Genomic DNA, 15,802 nt, shown 5'->3' on the forward strand with positions numbered 1-15,802 from the left:
CTTTCAGGAACGTGCCGTCTTGTGTGGCCGATCCTCCCCGCGCGCTCCCCAGCGGGGCGGATTCTCCCCAGATTCTCCCCAGTCATCGCGGGCAGCGGCGGGGCGAAAACCGCCGCTGTCGTAGGCACGCTGAGTGACTGCTGTTGGCGGGGGTGCTTTGCCGGTCAGCTCCACCGTGTTCGGTTGCCCGGGAATCGGAACGCCGGGGGTTCGTCCGCCGTGAACCCGACCCCGCCAACGGCCGTTACACCCACGCGATCCTGACCGACGCCGGCCACGCCCATCTCACCGAAGCCGCTCCAGGACACGTGGCCCGGGTGCGCGACCTCGCCTTCGACGTGCTCGACCCCGCCGAACTCGCCGTCCTGCGCACCGCCGCCGAGAAGATCGGCGAGAGGATCGAGCGCCGGGAGCAGCAGGCCCGCCGCCGTAAGAACACCGCGGCGAAGCCGTCACGCCGGGGCGCCGCGCAGTAACGGCCTCGGTGTGGTGCGGTGTGCGTGGAGTGGCCGGCCTAGCCCGGCCGGCTGGCGGACCTGTTGATCCGCGGGTTACAGACCGAACATCAACCACGCCTGGTGGCTGACCCAGTCGGGGTACAGCTCGGTCATGGCATCGTAGAGTTCGCGGTCGCTTGACGTTTCTTCCTGGACCCGGCCGAAGTCGACGAGGTAGCGCTTCGTCGCGTCGATGATCTCGGGTCCGTCCGGGGCGCCGGGCTTCTTGTGGCCGGCGACGGCGGTCTTCGGGTTCAGTGCCGCCAGGCGGTCCAGTGCGGCGATCCACTCCTGCCGGCTCTCCGGTGTGGTGGCGCCGACGAACATGTGGCACTGGTTGTAGAGGACGTCCCCGCTGACGACGAGGTCGATCGCAGGCACGTGCAGAGAGGTGCTGTCGACGGAGTCGGTGCGGCCCTGTTCGATGATGCGAAGATCGTGGTCTTCCAAGGTGAAGACGTCGCCGTCGTAGGGCTCGGGCAGAGTGATCGTCGCCGGAAGCTGCCCGGGCCAGAGCTTGCGGTAGGTCGACAGCCGCGGGGACTGCGCGCGCATCAACTCCACCGACTTCGGGGTGGCGATGGCCCGGGCGTCGGGGAATCGCTCCAGCAGCACGCTGAGCCCCGCGTAGTGGTCGATGTGACCGTGGGTGATGTAGATCGTCGTGAGATTGCGATGGTGCAGGGCAACCCAGTTGGCGAGTGCCTCAGCCTCGGCAACGGTGGTGAGCGTGTCGACGAGGACGGCGTCGTTCCTGCCGAAGATCAGGGTCGAGGTGGTCGGATCCCATGCCATCGGTGGCCCGAAGGGCCGGGGCCGCTCACCCACCACGGCCTTCTCCGGCGCGGTGAAGACGTTGACGCTCAGTGTGGATGTCATGTCGTTCGTTTCCTCTCGGGGTCGGCGTGGGCCGTGGCCCCTCCTGCAAGTGGGAGACAGTTGCCTGCGCGGGCCGCGGAGGCCGGCCACTGCCTGCTGAGGCAGGTCCTGGCCTCGGACCGGCTGCACGCGGGGGCTTGCGCCTCAGCGGTGGAACTCCGCCACGGCCTTGCCGAGGTCGCGTTCGAGCTCACCGGGCGTCTGCAAGCCTCGGCCAGCCAGGTAGTCCAGACGCTCGCGGGACTCGGGCAGGGCGATCAGGCTCTGGAACGTGACGGCGTCGGAGCGGACGTCGGTGGGTTCCGCCAGCGTGAGGTCGTTGACAGCCCGCTTGGCCGCCTTGGCACCCTCAGGCGGGAAGCCGGCGATGCGCTTGGCCAGGCGTTCGACGAAGCCGTCCAGTTCGGCGTCGGGCAGCGCGCGGTTGATCCAGCCGTAACGTTCTGCGAGGTCGGCATCGAAGTCCTCGGCGCTGGCGATCGCTTCGATGGCCCGGTGCCGGCCGAGCCGCCGGGTCAGGTGCTGGACGCCGCCCGCGCCGGGGAGGGCACCGGTACCGGACTCGAACTGGCCGAAGACCGCGTTCTCGCGCGAGGCGAAGATCATGTCGCAGGCCAGGGCGAGTTCGTCGCCGCCCCCGCGGGCACGGCCGCGCACCTTGGCGATGGTGATCACCGGGACCCGTGCCAGCTTGTGCAGGAACATGCCGAGCGAGGCGTCACCAGGACCGCCTGCCTTCGCCGCCTCCGCGGTGTACTGCGGGACCGCGGTGAGGTCGACGTGGGCGGAGAAGTAGTCGGGCGAGGCACTGTCGACGACGACCACGCGCACTTCGCCGGGGTCGGTGTAGAGAGCGTCGACGAGGGAGACCAGGTCACGGACCAGGTCGACTCCGATGAGATTGAGCGGGCCGGCGTCGAGTGTGGCGAACAGGACGCCGTACTCCAGCCGGGTCCGGATCGACGCGTACGTGAAACTCATGGCGACTCCTGGGTGTGAGGGGAGCTGGGAGCAGGGGAGGCGGTCACAGGTTCTGCTGGAACCACTCCAGGGCGGCGCCCGACGCCGTCTCGAACTGCGCGTGGTACGGGTCGAAGTGACCGCCCTCCAGCAGGACGAGTCGTTTGGGCTGCAGCGCCCGCTCGTAGGCCGTCAGCACCAGATCCGTGCCGGTGACGTGGTCGTGCTTGGCGACGAGCATCATGACCGGGGTTGTCGGACCGATCTGGTCGATCCACTGTCCTGGGGTGTACATGCGAGCCCACCGCATCGAGCGCAGGGTCGCGACGTTGTCCATCACCTTCCCGTCGATCGGCAGGGTGTAGTAGGCAATGGCATCGGGGTCGGTGTAGAAGGCGGGGATCGACGGGTCGTCGCTGACGACGGCGCGAGTCGCCGGCGGCTCGCCGCGCAGCTGGGCACGCTCGTCGTCGTCGAACAGCTTCTCCAACGCGACCAGCGCCGGGCCCGACACCCTGCGCTGCCCGGTGGCGCGCCCGTCCACGGTGGGGACCTGGGCGACGACGGCTTTGATCCGACGGTCGGTGGCGGCGAGGACGAAGGTGTGGCCGCCGGCGTAGCTGCTTCCCCAGATGCCGATGCGGTCGGCGTCCACCTCCGGACGGCTTTCCAGGTACGAGATGACCCGGCGCCAATCGCTGATCTGATGCCACGGATTGACGTCGCCGCGCAAGCCGGTACTGCCGCCGAAACCGCGGTGGTCATGGACGATCGCGACGAAGCCGGCGTCCCGGAAGGCCCGGGCGAACTGCTCGACGCCTTCCTTCACGCCCCCGAAGCCGCAGGCCAAGGTCACGGCCGGGTGCGGGCCGGGCCCGTCCGGCAGGAACAGGTGGGCTTCGAGCGTGACACCTTCGCCCGGGATCTGGACGGTGGAGACGGACACGAGTCCTCCAAGGAGAAGAGTGCCACCAGGTGCATCGCCACCCAGCACATCTGGTTTCACTATTAAACCAGTATCACGCCCGCTCCACGTGCGCAAACGGAGAGCAGAGTCCGCCCGGCCGTGAGTGGACGGTCATGGTTTAATGGTGAAACCACTAGTTGGGAGGAAGCCGGTGCGAAAGACGGACCTCAGCGGGGCTTCCTGCCCCATCGCCCGGTCGCTGGGCGAGATCGGCGACTGGTGGTCGCTGCTCATCGTCCGGGACGCCCTCTCCGGCATGACCAGGTTCAGCGAGTTCCAACGCAGCCTCGGCTGCGCCAAGAACATCCTCAGCGCCCGCCTGGCCAAGCTCGTCGAGCATGGCGTACTGACCACCGCCCCCGCGTCCGACGGCAGCGCATACACCGAATACCGGCTGACGCAGAAGGGCAAGGCCCTGCGGGTCCCGCTCGTCGCGTTGCGGCAATGGGGCGAGGGCAACCTGTTCGCCCCGGACGAGGAACGGCTCGGAATCGTCGACCGGCGTGACGGTCTACCAGTGGCCCACCTCGAGATGCGCGCCCATGACGGGCGTGTCCTGGGCCCCGACGACGTAGAAGTCCGCCGCTTCGGAGCCTGACGCTGATCACCGCCCGCCGACAGCGATCGATCTGACAGGAGTTGTGATGCGGGTAGCCATGGTCACCTTCGACGGATTCAACGAACTCGACAGCTTCATCGCCTCCGCGCTGATCAACCGGTGCCGTAAGGACAACCTGGAAGCCTTCATCACGACGCCGACGCCGGTGGTCACGTCGATGAACCGTGTCGAGGTGCACGGGCAGCGCCCGATGGAGTTCGTCACCGAAGCCGAGGTCGTGCTGATCGGTAGTGGCGTGAAGGCGCGGGAGGTCGTCGCCGACGACCGGTTGATCTCCAGGCTGTCGCTCGACCCCTCGCGACAGCTGATCGGTGCGCAGTGCTCCGGCGCGCTGGTGCTCGCCCGGCTGGGGTTGCTGGATGGCATGCTGGCGTGCACGGACTCGAAGAGCCGTCCCTTCGTGGAAGCCGGCGGCATCACCGTGCTGGACGCGCCGTTCCACGCCGAGGGGAACATCGCCACGGCGGGCGGGTGCCTTGCGTCCCAGTACCTCGCCACCTGGGTGATCACCCGCATGCTGGGGGAGGTCGCCGCACGCGACGTTATCGGCTACGTGGCTCCGGTCGGCGAGAGCCGGCAGACGGTCGATCGCGCCATGCGCGCCGTCCACGTGGGCGAGGTTGCACTGAACTGACGCCCGCGACCTGCCGCCCCGCCGTTGCTGTCATTTCGGCTGTGGCATGCCTGGGCGCGGACCACGCCGGGCGAGTTGGCCGCGCCGACGGTGGATTCCGTGCCGACCTGGGTGACGGTGCGCGGGAGGCGGCTCCCGGTCAGCTGAATTTGATGTCGCTCAGGTCGATGGACACCATGATCTGGCTGGTGATCGCCCGCAGGGCGTTGTCGCGGCGGTAGGCCCGGCGTCGGGTCGGCAGGCGGATGCCGTCGGCCTCGACGATGTCGTAGACGTACTGAGCGGCGGCGAAACCGCCGGCGATGTCGACGTGGTAGTCGTGTCGGCGCAGCAGCCGGTCAGGGCCGAAGTAGAAGTCCTGGGCGGTACTGTGCGTGGCAAGCGTGGCGGGGAAGGTGGCGCGCAGTCCCGGCCAGGTTTCACCGGACTCCTGCCATGGCTCGATCTCCTCGACCTCGACTCCTGGCATGGCCAGAAGGAAAGGCGTGGTGAGGTACGTCCACAGTGCGTACCCGTTGAAGTACGCGCGGTCCAGGGGGTCCCACGGCGTCTCCAGAACGTGGCCGTCGAAGGACCTGCGAGGCGCCCAGCGCTCCGCGACGACCGATCTGTCGGTCCTCTCAATGGCGATACGGTCAGGCGTAAAGTCGGTCCGCTGGTCGGGAGCGCCGAACGGGGCGACGGAAGCGTGCTCCTCATGGAGCTGCACCGTCATCTCACGGGGCGTCGCGTCCTGCGGAAGACCTTTGATGGTGAACAGGTTGCCGCCGCTGACGAGGGTTGCCCGCACCGTGTTGAACCGCTGCCAGCGGTCCTTTCCGCCGTGGGCTTCGATGGCTTCGTCAAGAAGGGAACTCATGCTGTGGTGCCTCCTGCGTCAGGCCCTGGCCTGACGCTGTAGGTCGGACTTTCGGGAGTGCAGGCCGCGGGGTCACTGCTGACGGCTTCGGAGCGCCGCGCGTTCCACGCTTGCCGCGTAGTTGGGTGCCTCCAGCGCATTGTGGCGCTCCACCGCCTCCTTGCGCGCCGTCACGGCCTCGCGGCACCCGCAGCGGTTCCGCAGCCTGGTCGTCGGCACCGGCGAAACGGCGGTCCGCTGAAGCTGGGGAGCCCTCTGAACGAATGGGTGCACGACGAGGACACCGCCAAGTACGACCGGGCCGTCGCGGCCGGAGAGGATCTGGACCGGGGTCTCGATGCCGGCCAGCAGGTCGGCCAGCACCGGCAGCTCGGTGCGGTACGCGCGGTGGCCGGGCAGGGCGCCGAGGATGGTGCCTGCGACCAGGGCACCGCTGAGCCCGGAGGCGATCGCATACGGAACGAGGGCGCCGAGCCGGATGAACGTGCGCCCCAGGGTGGCGGGGCGGGCGCCGCCCGCGATGCCCAGGATCGATCCGGACAGGTAGCAGCCGACCATCCAGCCGATGACCAGGTAGAAGGAGGCAGCCCGCGGCCGTCCTGGGGATTGGGCGCGCGCAGGTCGACGACGGTGATCTGTCGGTTCCTGCCCAGCTCGATGCCCTGCGCGATCTGCGTGGTGACGGTGGAGACGGACGGCCCGGCCGCTGACGCGACCAGGAGCCGGTCCCTGCCGGCCCGCAGGATGATGACGACGGCGGCGTCGAGGTCCCGGTGCAGGATCATCTGGCGGGCCTGCGCTTCGCTTGCCACTACCTGGGCTTGGAAGGGGATTCCGGGGAGGGCGTTGAGCTCGGCGGTGATCCGCGGGGCGATCTGCGCCGGGGCGACGACGCCCGAGCGGATGTGGTGCGGCTTGGGCGCGTGGAAGGCGCCGATGTACGACAGGATGAACGCGAGCTGCAGGATGAGGACACCGGTGACCAGGACCACCGCGCGCAGGCTCAGCGCCTTGAGCTCCGCCCTGAAAGGGCGCCTGGGCGGCGCGGCAGGGTCCACTGCCGCCGGTAGGCGGAGCCTTCCCGGAGACGGCGAGCCGGGTCGTTCGGGGTGTCCGACGGCATCCTTGGTCCTCCTCGCAGTCCTGCCGGACCGGGCACGGCACCGAGTGCGGCGCCGTGCCCCGGATGCCTGCCCGGCAGAGAGCGGTCCGGACGAAGCAAGCCCGGAAATGCCTTCCGACGGGTGACGCCCGGCGGCAGACGGCGGGCGCGAACCGCGAGGACGGAGAGGGCCGTCGACGAGGAGTGTCGATCACGAGCGTTGTTGACACGCAGAGGCTGGATGGTGGCGTCCCCCCCCAGGAGGCACGCCGTCGGCGTGGTCAGCAGACAGGTGCACTGCTGCTACGGGGGAGCAGGACGTCCCGGAAGCGACCGGGGGTCTTGGGCATGATGACCTGGTCGGTGACGCCCCGGTAGTGGCCGCAGGGAGTTTGGGCACTGAAGTTGCCCAACTGGGGGCGTGGACCTTCGGTGATGCGGCAACACCCATAGCTGACATGCGCAGATGAGTCTTTCAGCGACTTTCAGGAACGTGCCGTCTTGTGTGGTCGATCCTCCCCGCGCGCTCCCCAGCGGGGCGGATTCTCCCCAGGGAACGCCGTCGTCGCGGGCAGCGGCGGGACGAAACCGCCGTTGTCGTAGGCACGCTGAGTCCTCCACGTCCGCCGCCAAATACAGGCGATCCGTGGAAGGTTGTACTTCGCCCTGCCGAAGGGGAAGAAGACCCGTACCGTCGACATGCCCTCCTCGGTGGCCGAGGAGCTGAAGCGCCACGTCGAAGCCTTCCCACCGGTGGAGGTGGAGCTTCCGTGGGGGAAGCCGGAGGGGCAGGGCAGGAAGTTCTCCCTGCTGCTCACCACACGACTCGGCAACGCCGTCGCGGTGAACACGTGGAACACCTACACCTGGAAGCCCGCGCTGGCCGAGGCCGGCATCATCCCGCCGCGCGCCGAGGGAGCCAAACCCTGGCAGTGGGCGGCGGCCCCGAAGGACGGCTTCCACGTGCTGCGGCACACCTATGCCTCGATCATGCTGGAGGCCGGAGAGTCTGTCGTGACCTTGGCGCGGTGGCTCGGGCACTCCTCGCCCGCGATCACCCTCGGTTACTATGCTCACTTCATGCCGGAGGCCGGAAGCAAGGGGCGCACCGCCATCGACGGACTGCTCGGGGAGCGGGGAGATCGGCAGGCCAGCCGAAACTCCCCAGATTCTCCCCAGGCCCGTTGACGGGTGATTCCCGCTGCTACGTCCCTCCAAAGTTGGCCGTGGATTGCAAGGTTGAAGAGATGGGTGGCCTGGGAAAATGCTGAAAGAGGTCACCGCGACCCGCTATGTCACGCCCTTGCGTGAGGGCGGCTCGCTGCCGGGGCTCGTCGAGGCCGACGATCTCGGTACGTACGTGATGAAGTTCACCGGCGCAGGGCAGGGCCGCAAGACCCTCGTCGCGGAGGTCATCTGCGGGGAGCTCGGCCGACGATTGGGACTGCGGGTCCCGGAACTCGTCACGATCCAGCTCGACCCGGTCATCGGGCTCGCGGAGCCGGACCAGGAGGTGCAGGAGCTGCTCAAGGCGAGCGGCGGGCTGAATCTCGGAATGGACTATCTGCCCGGTTCGATCGGGTTCGATCCGCTCGCCTACCAGGTGGACCCGGCAGAGGCCGGGAAGATCGTCTGGTTCGATGCGTTGATCAACAATGTCGACCGATCGTGGCGGAACCCTAACATGCTGGTCTGGCACAGCGATGTCTGGCTCATCGACCACGGAGCCACGATGATCTGGCACCACAACTGGCCGGGTGCACAGGCATCGGCCGCCAAGCCGTACAACGCCTCCGACCATGTTCTCGCGCCCTTCGGCCCGGACATCGCGGCCGCGGCTGCGGAGCTCGCCCCGCTCGTCACCCAACAGCTGCTGACCGAGGTGACCGCCGAGGTGCCCGACGAGTGGCTGGTCGACGAGCCAGGCTTCGACACGACCGACGCGCTGCGCCGCGCCTATGCGGAGCCGCTGCTGGCACGCGCAGCCACCATTCATGACCGGATCTCGATGGACGCGCCCACGAAGACCAAGCCGTCCCAGGCGCCGGGGTGGCTCACCGAGCACCTGGCACCGTGGCCGCACCCCACCAAGAAGGATCGGGCCGAGAAGGCCGCGGCCGAGCAGGCCGGTTCGGACCTGGCCGGCGCGACGCAGAGCAGCAAGGACGGCGGCCGGTGAGCGAGCGCGATGTCTTCGAGTACGCGCTGCTGCGCGTCGTGCCCCGGGTCGAGCGCGGTGAGTGCTTCAACGCGGGTGTGCTGGTGTACTGCCGCGCCAAGTCCTTCGTCGCCGCCCGTACATATCTCGACGAGAACAAGCTGAAGGCCCTGGACCCGCACGCCGACGTGGTCGGCGTGCGGGCGGCGCTGCGGGCCGTCGAGGGCGTCTGCGACGGTGGCGACGCGGCAGGACAGGCCGCCTGTGACGATGCCGGCCGGCGCTTTCGCTGGCTGATCGCCCCGCGCTCCACGGTCGTTCAGCCGAGTGCCGTGCACAGCGGTCTCACCACAGATCCGGAGGCCGAGGTCGAGCGGCTTCTCGACCTGTTGGTGCGGTGATCCGGCACCTGTCGGCGCCGCCCCTGCCCACCGGGGCCGCGGCGCCGACGGGTGTGACATGCGCTGTTGTCCCTGTGGGCCGTTGACACCGGGTGTCAGGGCTTCTAGCGTCTCGTCTGCTGAAGGTACTAAGCGGTTGCTCAGTTATCGGGAACTTCCTGACGTCCGCTGAGCCGCGATCCAAGGGCGAGGAGAACCAAGCATGTCCACCACCGAGCAGCGCGTCGCCATCGTGACGGGAGCGGCGCGGGGCATTGGCGCCGCCACCGCGGTACGCCTGGCGGCCGAGGGCCGCGCCGTCGCCGTACTCGACCTCGACGAGGCGGCCTGCAAGGACACCGTCGAGAAGATCACCGCTGACGGGGGCACCGCCCTCGCCGTCGGCTGCGACGTGTCGGACAGCGCCCAGGTGGAGGCCGCCGTGGCGCGTGTCGCCGCCGAGCTCGGCGCCCCGACGATCCTCGTCAACAACGCGGGCGTGCTCCGTGACAACCTGCTCTTCAAGATGAGCGAGTCCGACTGGGACACCGTGATGAACGTGCACCTCAAGGGCGCGTTCCTGATGGCCAAGGCCGTCCAGAAGCACATGGTGGACGCCAAGTTCGGCCGTATCGTCTCGCTGTCCTCCTCCTCGGCGCTCGGCAACCGTGGCCAGGCCAACTACTCCGCGGTCAAGGCCGGTCTGCAGGGCTTCACCAAGACCCTTGCCAAGGAGCTCGGCAAGTTCGGCATCACCGCCAACGCTGTCGCGCCCGGCTTCATCGTCACCGAGATGACAGCGCAGACCGCGGCCCGGGTCGGCATGGGCTTCGAGGAGTTCCAGGCCGCCGCAGCCACTCAGATCCCCGTGCAGCGCGTCGGCCGCCCCGAGGACATCGCCAACGCCATCGCCTTCTTCACGGGCGAGGAGGCCGGCTTCGTCTCCGGTCAGGTCATGTACGTCGCCGGCGGACCGCTCAACTGACCCGAAGGGCAACGGAGATCATGACTGTGCAGGACAGTGGGAAGGTCGCGCTGATCACGGGCGCGAGCCGGGGGATCGGCTACGGGATCGCCGAGGCGCTCGTCGCCCGCGGCGACCGGGTGTGCATCACCGGGCGCGGCGAGGACGCACTCAAGGAGGCCGTCGAGAAGCTGGGCTCCGACCGGGTCATCGGCATCGCCGGCAAGGCGCACGACGAGGCGCACCAGGCGGCGGCTGTCGAGCGCACCATGGAGGCGTTCGGCCGCGTCGACTTCCTGGTCAACAACGCCGGTACGAACCCGGTCTTCGGCCCGATGGCGGAGCTCGACCTGGCCGTTGCCCGCAAGGTCTACGAGACCAATGTGATCTCGGCGCTCGGCTTCGCCCAGCAGACCTGGAAGGCCTGGCAGAAGGAGAACGGCGGGGCGATCGTCAATATCGCCTCGGTCGCCGGTGTCTCCGCCTCGCCGTTCATCGGCGCGTACGGCATGAGCAAGGCCGCCATGGTCAATCTGACCCTTCAGCTGGCGCACGAGTTCGCACCGGTCGTGCGGGTCAACGCCATCGCCCCCGCGGTGGTGAAGACCAGGTTCGCCTCGGCGCTGTACGAGGGCCGTGAGGCGGAAGCCGCCGCGGCCTATCCGCTCGGGCGGCTCGGTGTCCCCGAGGACATCGGTGGCGCCGCCGCGTTCCTCACGTCGAACCAGTCCGACTGGATCACGGGACAGACGCTGGTGGTCGACGGAGGCATCTTCCTGAACGCGGGCGTGGGCTGAGCACAGCCTGCGCCGGTTTGGCCCTGATTGCCTCAAGTGCCCCGTCGGGCCTATGGATTGACCCGACGGGGCGCTGCGGTATGGTCTGCCGACCCATGGCTGATCGAGGAGCGTGCACGTGTTCTATCGGGCCAGGCTGCAGGCCGCTGCAGCCCTTGCTTCCCTTTCTCTGCTGGCCGGCTGCGGTCTGTTGTCCGACAATGGATCGGAAGCGGATCAGAAGATAGTCGTCGGTACCACGAGTGAGCCCTCCACTCTCGATCCGGCGGCGGCGTGGGACAACTCCTGGGAGCTGATGCGCAATGTCTTCCAGACCCTGGTGAGTTTCCCCACCGGCAGTACGAGCCCCGAGCCCGATGCCGCGGAGTCCTGCACATTCACCGACCGGACCAGCACGGCGTACCGCTGCACCGTCAAGAAGGGGCTGAAGTTCTCCAACGGGGAGAAGCTCGACGCCGAGGCCGTGAAGTACTCCATCGACCGGATCCTGACCATCAAGGTCAAGGGCGGCCCCGTCGGCCTGCTCGGCTCGCTCGACCGGGTCGAGACCGTGGGTGACGACAAGGTCGTCTTTCATCTCAACAAGCCGGACGCCACCTTCCCGTTCGTCCTGGCCACCCCCGCGATGTCTCTGGTGGCGCCCAGCGACTATCCGAAGGACCAGGTTCGCACGGACGGCAAGGTCACCGGATCCGGCCCCTACCTCCTGGACACGTACGTGCCGGGGGACAGGGCCGAGCTGGTGAAGAACCAGAGCTACAAGGGCTTCGCCAACCGCAAGAACAATGCCGTGATCATCCGGTACTTCAAGGGGTCCGCCCCCATGGTCGACGCGTTGCAGAAGGACGAGATCGACGCCACGTACCGCGGCCTCACCGCCGAGGAGGTCGTCAAGTTCGAGGACAACAAGGACAAGAACAGCAAGCTGCAGCTCATCGAGACCGTCGGCGCCGACATCCGCTTCCTGGTCTTCAACCCCGAGGACCCGGCCGCCGGGAACCCGGCCGTCCGGCGGGCCATCGCCCAGCTCGTGGACCGGGACGCCTTGGTGGCCAAGGTGTACCGGGGCACTGCCGAGCCGCTGTACTCCATGGTGCCCAAGGGCATCGCAGGCCACACCACCAGCTTCTTCGACAGCTTCGGTGATCCGGACCAGGAGAAGGCCAAGCAGATCCTCGTCAAGGCGGGCATCACCGAGCCCGTCGCGATGACGTTCTGGTTCACCACCGACCGGTACGGCTCCTCGACGGCCCCCGAGTTCGATGAGCTGAAGCGACAGCTGGAGGCCTCCGGGCTGTTCAGGGTCACGCTGAAGAGCGCTCCGTGGAAGACGTTCCAGGCGGGTTTCACCAAGGGCGACTACCCGGTCTTCGGCCGCGGCTGGTTCCCGGACTTCCCGGACCCGGACAACTTCATCGCCCCCTTCGTGGGCAAGGACACCGTCACCGGTATGCCGTACGTGAAGAACGAGATCACCCAGCATCTGCTGCCGCAGAGCCGCCAGGAGAGCGACCGGGGCGCGGTCAGCAAGCAGTTCGAGCGGGCCCAGAAGATCCTGGTCGACGACGTCCGGCTGCTGCCGCTGTGGCAGGGCAAGCTGTACGTGGCGGCGGGCGAGGACATCGGCGGCGGCGAGCGCGCCCTGGACCCGCAGACGGTCATGCAGATGTGGGAGTTGTACCGCAAGGCCAGCTGGTAGGGCTTGCCCGGTCGATTGTCAGTGGCCCCCGGTAGGTTCTTGGTCAAGAACCGATTTGCGTACCGGAGGTTGTTGAAGTGACCGACACCGACCTGCTGCCCGAGTCCTGGCGCGGCGTTCTCGGCGAAGAGCTGCAGAAGCCGTACTTCAAGGAGCTCATCGAGTTCGTCGAGGAGGAGCGGGCGAAGGGGCCGGTCTATCCGCCGCGCGAGCAGGTCTTTGCCGCACTGGAAGCCACTCCGTACGACAAGGTGAAGGTCCTGGTACTCGGCCAGGACCCTTACCACGGCGAGGGGCAGGGGCACGGGCTGTGCTTCTCCGTGCGGCCCGGCGTCAGGACGCCCCCCTCCTTGCGGAACATCTACAAGGAGATGAAGGAGGAGCTCGGTCTGCCGGTCCCGGACAACGGGTATCTGATGCCGTGGGCCGAGCAGGGCGTCCTGCTGCTCAACGCCGTGCTGACGGTCCGCGCCGGCGAGGCCAACTCGCACAAGGGCAAGGGCTGGGAGAAGGTCACGGACGCGGTGATCCGCGCGGTGGCCTCGCGGCCCGATCCGGCGGTCTTCGTTCTCTGGGGCAACTACGCGCAGAAGAAGCTCCCGCTGATCGACGAGGAACGCCATGTGGTGGTCAAGGGCGCGCACCCGTCGCCGCTGTCCGCGAAGAAGTTCTTCGGCTCCCGTCCGTTCACGCAGATCAATGGCGCCGTTGCGGCACAGGGGCACCAGCCCATCGACTGGCGCATCCCCGACCTGGGCTGACCGCAGGCACCTGCCCGACAGGCTCGGGCGCTTTGCCCGAGCCTGAGCGGGTTTGCCCACATCAGCGGCTAGCGTCGAGCCGACCGGATTCGAACGGACTCCATCGGGTGTGACGCAGTGACCGGACGCTAGGCAGCGACCGGATGCGACGCGGCGGCCGGTGCGGTCGGATCCGACCGGGATCGGCTGGGCAGGCGCGAGGGAGACCGCGGTGACGGAGCAGCAGCAGGAGGCGTCGAGGGACGCCGTCATGACCAGGATCGGCCAGGCGATCATGCTGTTGCACGGTGGCGACCGGGAAGAGGCCCGGAACCGATTCGGCGCCCTCTGGTCGGAAATCGGCGAGGACGGCGACGCCCTTCACCGCTGCACCCTCGCGCACTACATGGCAGACACGCAGGACGATCCCGGTGATGAACTGGCCTGGGACCTGAGGGCGTTGACCGCCGCAGAGGGGCTGACTGACGAGCGGGCGGCGGAGCACCGGGATGCGCTCGCGGTCCGGGCCTTCTACCCCGCGCTGCATCTCAGCCTCGCGGCGGACTATGTGAAGCTCCAGCGCCCGGAAGCTGCCTGGATCCATCTGAACCGGGCGCGGAAGGCCTCCGACGTGCTCGCGGACGACGGGATGGACGACGGGTACGGGGGTGGGGTCCGAGCGGCGATCGGGCGGCTGGAGCGGCGGCTGTGGGATCAGTGGCCGTAGGTGTCTTCGCAGATCCGGGACTGGGGGCTGCCCGCCGGCCAGCCGCCGTATCCCCGCCCGAGTGCGCAGACGTCCGTTCCGGTGGCGGGGGAGGACGGCAGGGCAGGGACCGGTGCGGGCACCGCGCGCGGCGTGTGACCCGGCCAGAGCCCGGTCACGCCTGGATGCTGCCTTTGCTGCGGAGCGCGCGGCGCGCTGCGGCGGGTTTCCGAGGGGGCTCCGGCGGTCGGGCCGGATACTGCCTCGGAGGGCTTCGGGTCCGGCAGAGCCTCCAGCGTGTCCCGGACCGGTGGCCGGATGATCTGGGGGGCCAGGTCCTGGACGGGCCTGCTGGTCGCGGGCCGGGGCGCAAGGCCCGGCTGGGGCTCCACGGACACGCAGCCGGACACGGCAGTGACTGCCACCCCGACCAGGAGCTTCACGGCGATTCTGGTTCGTTGCACCTGGGCAACTCTGCTGTGCGGGCAGCACATCGCGGGAGCGGGGAAGTCATGATTGGCCCGCACGAGTGACCCCCGGTCAGCGCAACGCCCGGCTGTTGTTGCTCCTCGCGGCGCGGCGAGGCCCAGGGCGCGGGTCGGGCGCGAGTCGGCTCCGGGTCGGGTGCCGGGCCGGATCAGTCGCCGGTCGAGCCGTCGATCCGCTCCCGGACCAGATCGGCGTGGCCGTTGTGCCGCGCGTACTCCTCGATCATGTGGGTGTAGATCCACCGCAGATTGAACCGCTCACCCTTGCGGCTCAGGCCGACCGACAGGTCGTCGAGGCCGACGTTCGCGGTGATCTCCCGGGCCCGCGCGATCTCCGCCTGCCAGATCGCCGCGTCCTTCTCCCAGGTGTCCGCCTCGGTGAGATGGAACTCGCCGTCCCGGTCCTCGTCGGTTCCGTAGATCGGCTTCACGTCCTCACCGGCCAGGACCTCACGGAACCAGCCGCGCTCCACCTCCGCCATGTGCCGTACGAGCCCGAGCAGGCTGAGTTCCGACGGCGGCACGGAGGCCTCGCGCAGCTGGGCGTCGGTGAGGCCCGCACACTTCAGCGCAAGGGTGTCGCGGTGATAGTCGAGCCAGCCCTCAAGCATCGGGCGTTCGGCGGCGTCGATGGCGGGTTCGGAGCGTTCGGGCGTCGTCATGCCGGTCATTCTTCACCAGTGATCATGTCCAGGCCAGGCGTTATCGCCCGCGGGACCCCAGCATTCCGCGCAACAGCTCGGTGAAGCCGGTGCGCAGCTCTGCCGCGGTCGGTACGGACCGGTGGTACGACCCTGCGGCACAGGAGAACATCAGTCCTTCGCACCAGGCCACCAGAGACAGGGCATGCCGCTCCGGTTCGGCCGAACCGGCCGCCGTCATCAGCGCCACCAGGGGTTCGCGGAACTGGCGGCCCGTCGCGTCGAAGAACTCCCGCAGCTCCGGCCGCCGGGTGGCTTCCAGGGCGAGTTCGTACCGGCAGATCAGCAGCTCCGGGTGGCGGGTCAGATACCGGTGCAGGGCCAGTGCGAGACCGGCGACCAGCGCGTCCGGGCCCTCGGTGGCTTCCCTCTCCGCTCGGCCGTCCGGTTCGCCGCCCGGCACCGGGAGTTCGCCCGGGGCGAGCACCTGCGCCTCGCGCTCCGCCAGTCGCCGCACCGTCGCTTCCAGCAGGGCCTGCCGGGTGCGGGCGTAGTTGGACGTCGAGCCCTGGGGGAGCCCGGCGCGCTCGTCCACGGCGCGATGGGTGAGCCCCCGCATTCCGCGCTCGGCGAGCAGCGCCAGGGCGGCATCGGTGATCAGGTCGGCCCGGGAGGTGCCGGGGGCGCGTGTGGTGCTTGTGGCCATGGGACC

Annotated in this window: 19 protein-coding genes; 11 read left to right on the forward strand and 8 right to left on the reverse strand. The window is 68.8% G+C overall.

What is annotated here, in order from left to right; all coding sequences use genetic code 11:
* The first annotated feature begins 308 nt into the window (after window positions 1-308).
* Entirely contained in the window at window positions 309-476 is a 168-nt protein-coding gene (locus ACWCP8_RS25730) for a hypothetical protein (protein ID WP_451118414.1), read from the forward strand.
* Between the two features lie 75 nt (window positions 477-551).
* Here ACWCP8_RS25730 and ACWCP8_RS25735 read toward each other — a convergent pair whose 3' ends face one another.
* The 3 genes from ACWCP8_RS25735 to ACWCP8_RS25745 form a co-directional block, all read right to left on the reverse strand.
* Window positions 552-1,376 (reverse strand): MBL fold metallo-hydrolase, encoded by an 825-nt coding sequence (locus ACWCP8_RS25735; protein WP_352272760.1) that lies wholly within the window; start codon window positions 1,374-1,376, stop codon window positions 552-554.
* A 144-nt stretch (window positions 1,377-1,520) separates the two neighbouring features.
* Window positions 1,521-2,357 (reverse strand): enoyl-CoA hydratase/isomerase family protein, encoded by an 837-nt coding sequence (locus ACWCP8_RS25740; RefSeq protein ID WP_451118417.1) that lies wholly within the window; start codon window positions 2,355-2,357, stop codon window positions 1,521-1,523.
* Between the two features lie 43 nt (window positions 2,358-2,400).
* Window positions 2,401-3,282, reverse strand: a complete 882-nt coding sequence (locus ACWCP8_RS25745; RefSeq protein WP_352272657.1) for an alpha/beta hydrolase — start codon at window positions 3,280-3,282, stop codon at window positions 2,401-2,403.
* A gap of 142 nt (window positions 3,283-3,424) precedes the next feature.
* Here ACWCP8_RS25745 and ACWCP8_RS25750 point away from each other — a divergent pair, with 142 nt between their 5' ends.
* Both ACWCP8_RS25750 and ACWCP8_RS25755 read left to right on the forward strand, forming a co-directional pair.
* Window positions 3,425-3,901 carry a winged helix-turn-helix transcriptional regulator gene (locus ACWCP8_RS25750; RefSeq protein WP_451118419.1) on the forward strand — a complete coding sequence of 159 codons (477 nt, stop codon included), beginning with the start codon at window positions 3,425-3,427 and terminating at the stop codon, window positions 3,899-3,901.
* 46 nt (window positions 3,902-3,947) lie between these two features.
* Window positions 3,948-4,556, forward strand: coding sequence for a DJ-1/PfpI family protein (locus ACWCP8_RS25755; protein WP_352272653.1), 609 nt, complete (start codon window positions 3,948-3,950; stop codon window positions 4,554-4,556).
* A 139-nt stretch (window positions 4,557-4,695) separates the two neighbouring features.
* Here ACWCP8_RS25755 and ACWCP8_RS25760 read toward each other — a convergent pair whose 3' ends face one another.
* Window positions 4,696-5,415, reverse strand: a complete 720-nt coding sequence (locus tag ACWCP8_RS25760; RefSeq protein ID WP_352272651.1) for a hypothetical protein — start codon at window positions 5,413-5,415, stop codon at window positions 4,696-4,698.
* Between the two features lie 72 nt (window positions 5,416-5,487).
* Window positions 5,488-5,973, reverse strand: coding sequence for a hypothetical protein (locus ACWCP8_RS25765; RefSeq protein ID WP_451118422.1), 486 nt, complete (start codon window positions 5,971-5,973; stop codon window positions 5,488-5,490).
* Window positions 5,974-7,171: 1,198 nt separating this feature from the next.
* Here ACWCP8_RS25765 and ACWCP8_RS25770 point away from each other — a divergent pair.
* The 8 genes from ACWCP8_RS25770 to ACWCP8_RS25805 all read left to right on the forward strand — a co-directional run bounded on the left by ACWCP8_RS25770 (window position 7,172) and on the right by ACWCP8_RS25805 (window position 13,982).
* Entirely contained in the window at window positions 7,172-7,705 is a 534-nt protein-coding gene (locus tag ACWCP8_RS25770) for a tyrosine-type recombinase/integrase (protein WP_352272808.1), read from the forward strand.
* Window positions 7,706-7,781: 76 nt separating this feature from the next.
* Window positions 7,782-8,696 (forward strand): HipA family kinase, encoded by a 915-nt coding sequence (locus ACWCP8_RS25775; RefSeq protein ID WP_451118424.1) that lies wholly within the window; start codon window positions 7,782-7,784, stop codon window positions 8,694-8,696.
* Window positions 8,693-9,076 (forward strand): DUF3037 domain-containing protein, encoded by a 384-nt coding sequence (locus ACWCP8_RS25780; RefSeq protein WP_352268974.1) that lies wholly within the window; start codon window positions 8,693-8,695, stop codon window positions 9,074-9,076. Before ACWCP8_RS25775 ends, ACWCP8_RS25780 begins: the two co-directional genes overlap by 4 nt.
* 202 nt (window positions 9,077-9,278) lie before the next feature.
* Window positions 9,279-10,040 (forward strand): 3-oxoacyl-ACP reductase FabG, encoded by a 762-nt coding sequence (fabG, locus tag ACWCP8_RS25785; RefSeq protein WP_352268975.1) that lies wholly within the window; start codon window positions 9,279-9,281, stop codon window positions 10,038-10,040.
* A gap of 20 nt (window positions 10,041-10,060) precedes the next feature.
* A complete protein-coding gene (locus ACWCP8_RS25790) occupies window positions 10,061-10,816 on the forward strand; it encodes an SDR family oxidoreductase (protein WP_352268976.1) in 756 nt (251 codons plus the stop codon).
* Window positions 10,817-10,934: 118 nt separating this feature from the next.
* A complete protein-coding gene (locus ACWCP8_RS25795; protein ID WP_352269095.1) occupies window positions 10,935-12,515 on the forward strand; it encodes an ABC transporter substrate-binding protein in 1,581 nt (526 codons plus the stop codon).
* A gap of 77 nt (window positions 12,516-12,592) precedes the next feature.
* Window positions 12,593-13,276 (forward strand): uracil-DNA glycosylase, encoded by a 684-nt coding sequence (locus ACWCP8_RS25800; protein WP_352268977.1) that lies wholly within the window; start codon window positions 12,593-12,595, stop codon window positions 13,274-13,276.
* 250 nt (window positions 13,277-13,526) lie between these two features.
* Window positions 13,527-13,982, forward strand: a complete 456-nt coding sequence (locus ACWCP8_RS25805; protein ID WP_052190127.1) for a hypothetical protein — start codon at window positions 13,527-13,529, stop codon at window positions 13,980-13,982.
* Here ACWCP8_RS25805 and ACWCP8_RS25810 read toward each other — a convergent pair.
* The 3 genes from ACWCP8_RS25810 to ACWCP8_RS25820 form a co-directional block, all read right to left on the reverse strand.
* Window positions 13,970-14,425 carry a hypothetical protein gene (locus ACWCP8_RS25810; RefSeq protein ID WP_451118428.1) on the reverse strand — a complete coding sequence of 152 codons (456 nt, stop codon included), beginning with the start codon at window positions 14,423-14,425 and terminating at the stop codon, window positions 13,970-13,972. The two genes, ACWCP8_RS25805 and ACWCP8_RS25810, sit on opposite strands and share 13 nt — an antisense overlap.
* 173 nt (window positions 14,426-14,598) lie before the next feature.
* Window positions 14,599-15,111: a DinB family protein gene (locus ACWCP8_RS25815; RefSeq protein ID WP_352268980.1), complete on the reverse strand. Its 513-nt coding sequence runs from the start codon at window positions 15,109-15,111 to the stop codon at window positions 14,599-14,601.
* A 40-nt stretch (window positions 15,112-15,151) separates the two neighbouring features.
* Complete coding sequence (locus ACWCP8_RS25820; RefSeq protein ID WP_451118431.1) at window positions 15,152-15,796, reverse strand: TetR/AcrR family transcriptional regulator; 645 nt, start codon at window positions 15,794-15,796, stop codon at window positions 15,152-15,154.
* Between the last annotated feature and the right edge of the window lie 6 nt (window positions 15,797-15,802).

The organism is Streptomyces sp. NPDC002206 (assembly GCF_053593595.1).

Bases quoted from the DNA above. Each gene is read 5' to 3' on its own strand.
- ACWCP8_RS25755 (WP_352272653.1), top strand. From the start codon at position 3,948: ATGCGGGTAGCCATGGTCACCTTCGACGGATTCAACGAACTCGACAGC.
- ACWCP8_RS25820 (WP_451118431.1), bottom strand. From the start codon at position 15,796: ATGGCCACAAGCACCACACGCGCCCCCGGCACCTCCCGGGCCGACCTG.
- ACWCP8_RS25790 (WP_352268976.1), top strand. From the start codon at position 10,061: ATGACTGTGCAGGACAGTGGGAAGGTCGCGCTGATCACGGGCGCGAGC.
- ACWCP8_RS25805 (WP_052190127.1), top strand. From the start codon at position 13,527: ATGACCAGGATCGGCCAGGCGATCATGCTGTTGCACGGTGGCGACCGG.
- ACWCP8_RS25775 (WP_451118424.1), top strand. From the start codon at position 7,782: ATGCTGAAAGAGGTCACCGCGACCCGCTATGTCACGCCCTTGCGTGAG.
- ACWCP8_RS25815 (WP_352268980.1), bottom strand. From the start codon at position 15,111: ATGACGACGCCCGAACGCTCCGAACCCGCCATCGACGCCGCCGAACGC.
- ACWCP8_RS25740 (WP_451118417.1), bottom strand. From the start codon at position 2,357: ATGAGTTTCACGTACGCGTCGATCCGGACCCGGCTGGAGTACGGCGTC.
- fabG (WP_352268975.1), top strand. From the start codon at position 9,279: ATGTCCACCACCGAGCAGCGCGTCGCCATCGTGACGGGAGCGGCGCGG.
- ACWCP8_RS25735 (WP_352272760.1), bottom strand. From the start codon at position 1,376: ATGACATCCACACTGAGCGTCAACGTCTTCACCGCGCCGGAGAAGGCC.
- ACWCP8_RS25760 (WP_352272651.1), bottom strand. From the start codon at position 5,415: ATGAGTTCCCTTCTTGACGAAGCCATCGAAGCCCACGGCGGAAAGGAC.
- ACWCP8_RS25765 (WP_451118422.1), bottom strand. From the start codon at position 5,973: ATGGTCGGCTGCTACCTGTCCGGATCGATCCTGGGCATCGCGGGCGGC.
- ACWCP8_RS25750 (WP_451118419.1), top strand. From the start codon at position 3,425: ATGGTGAAACCACTAGTTGGGAGGAAGCCGGTGCGAAAGACGGACCTC.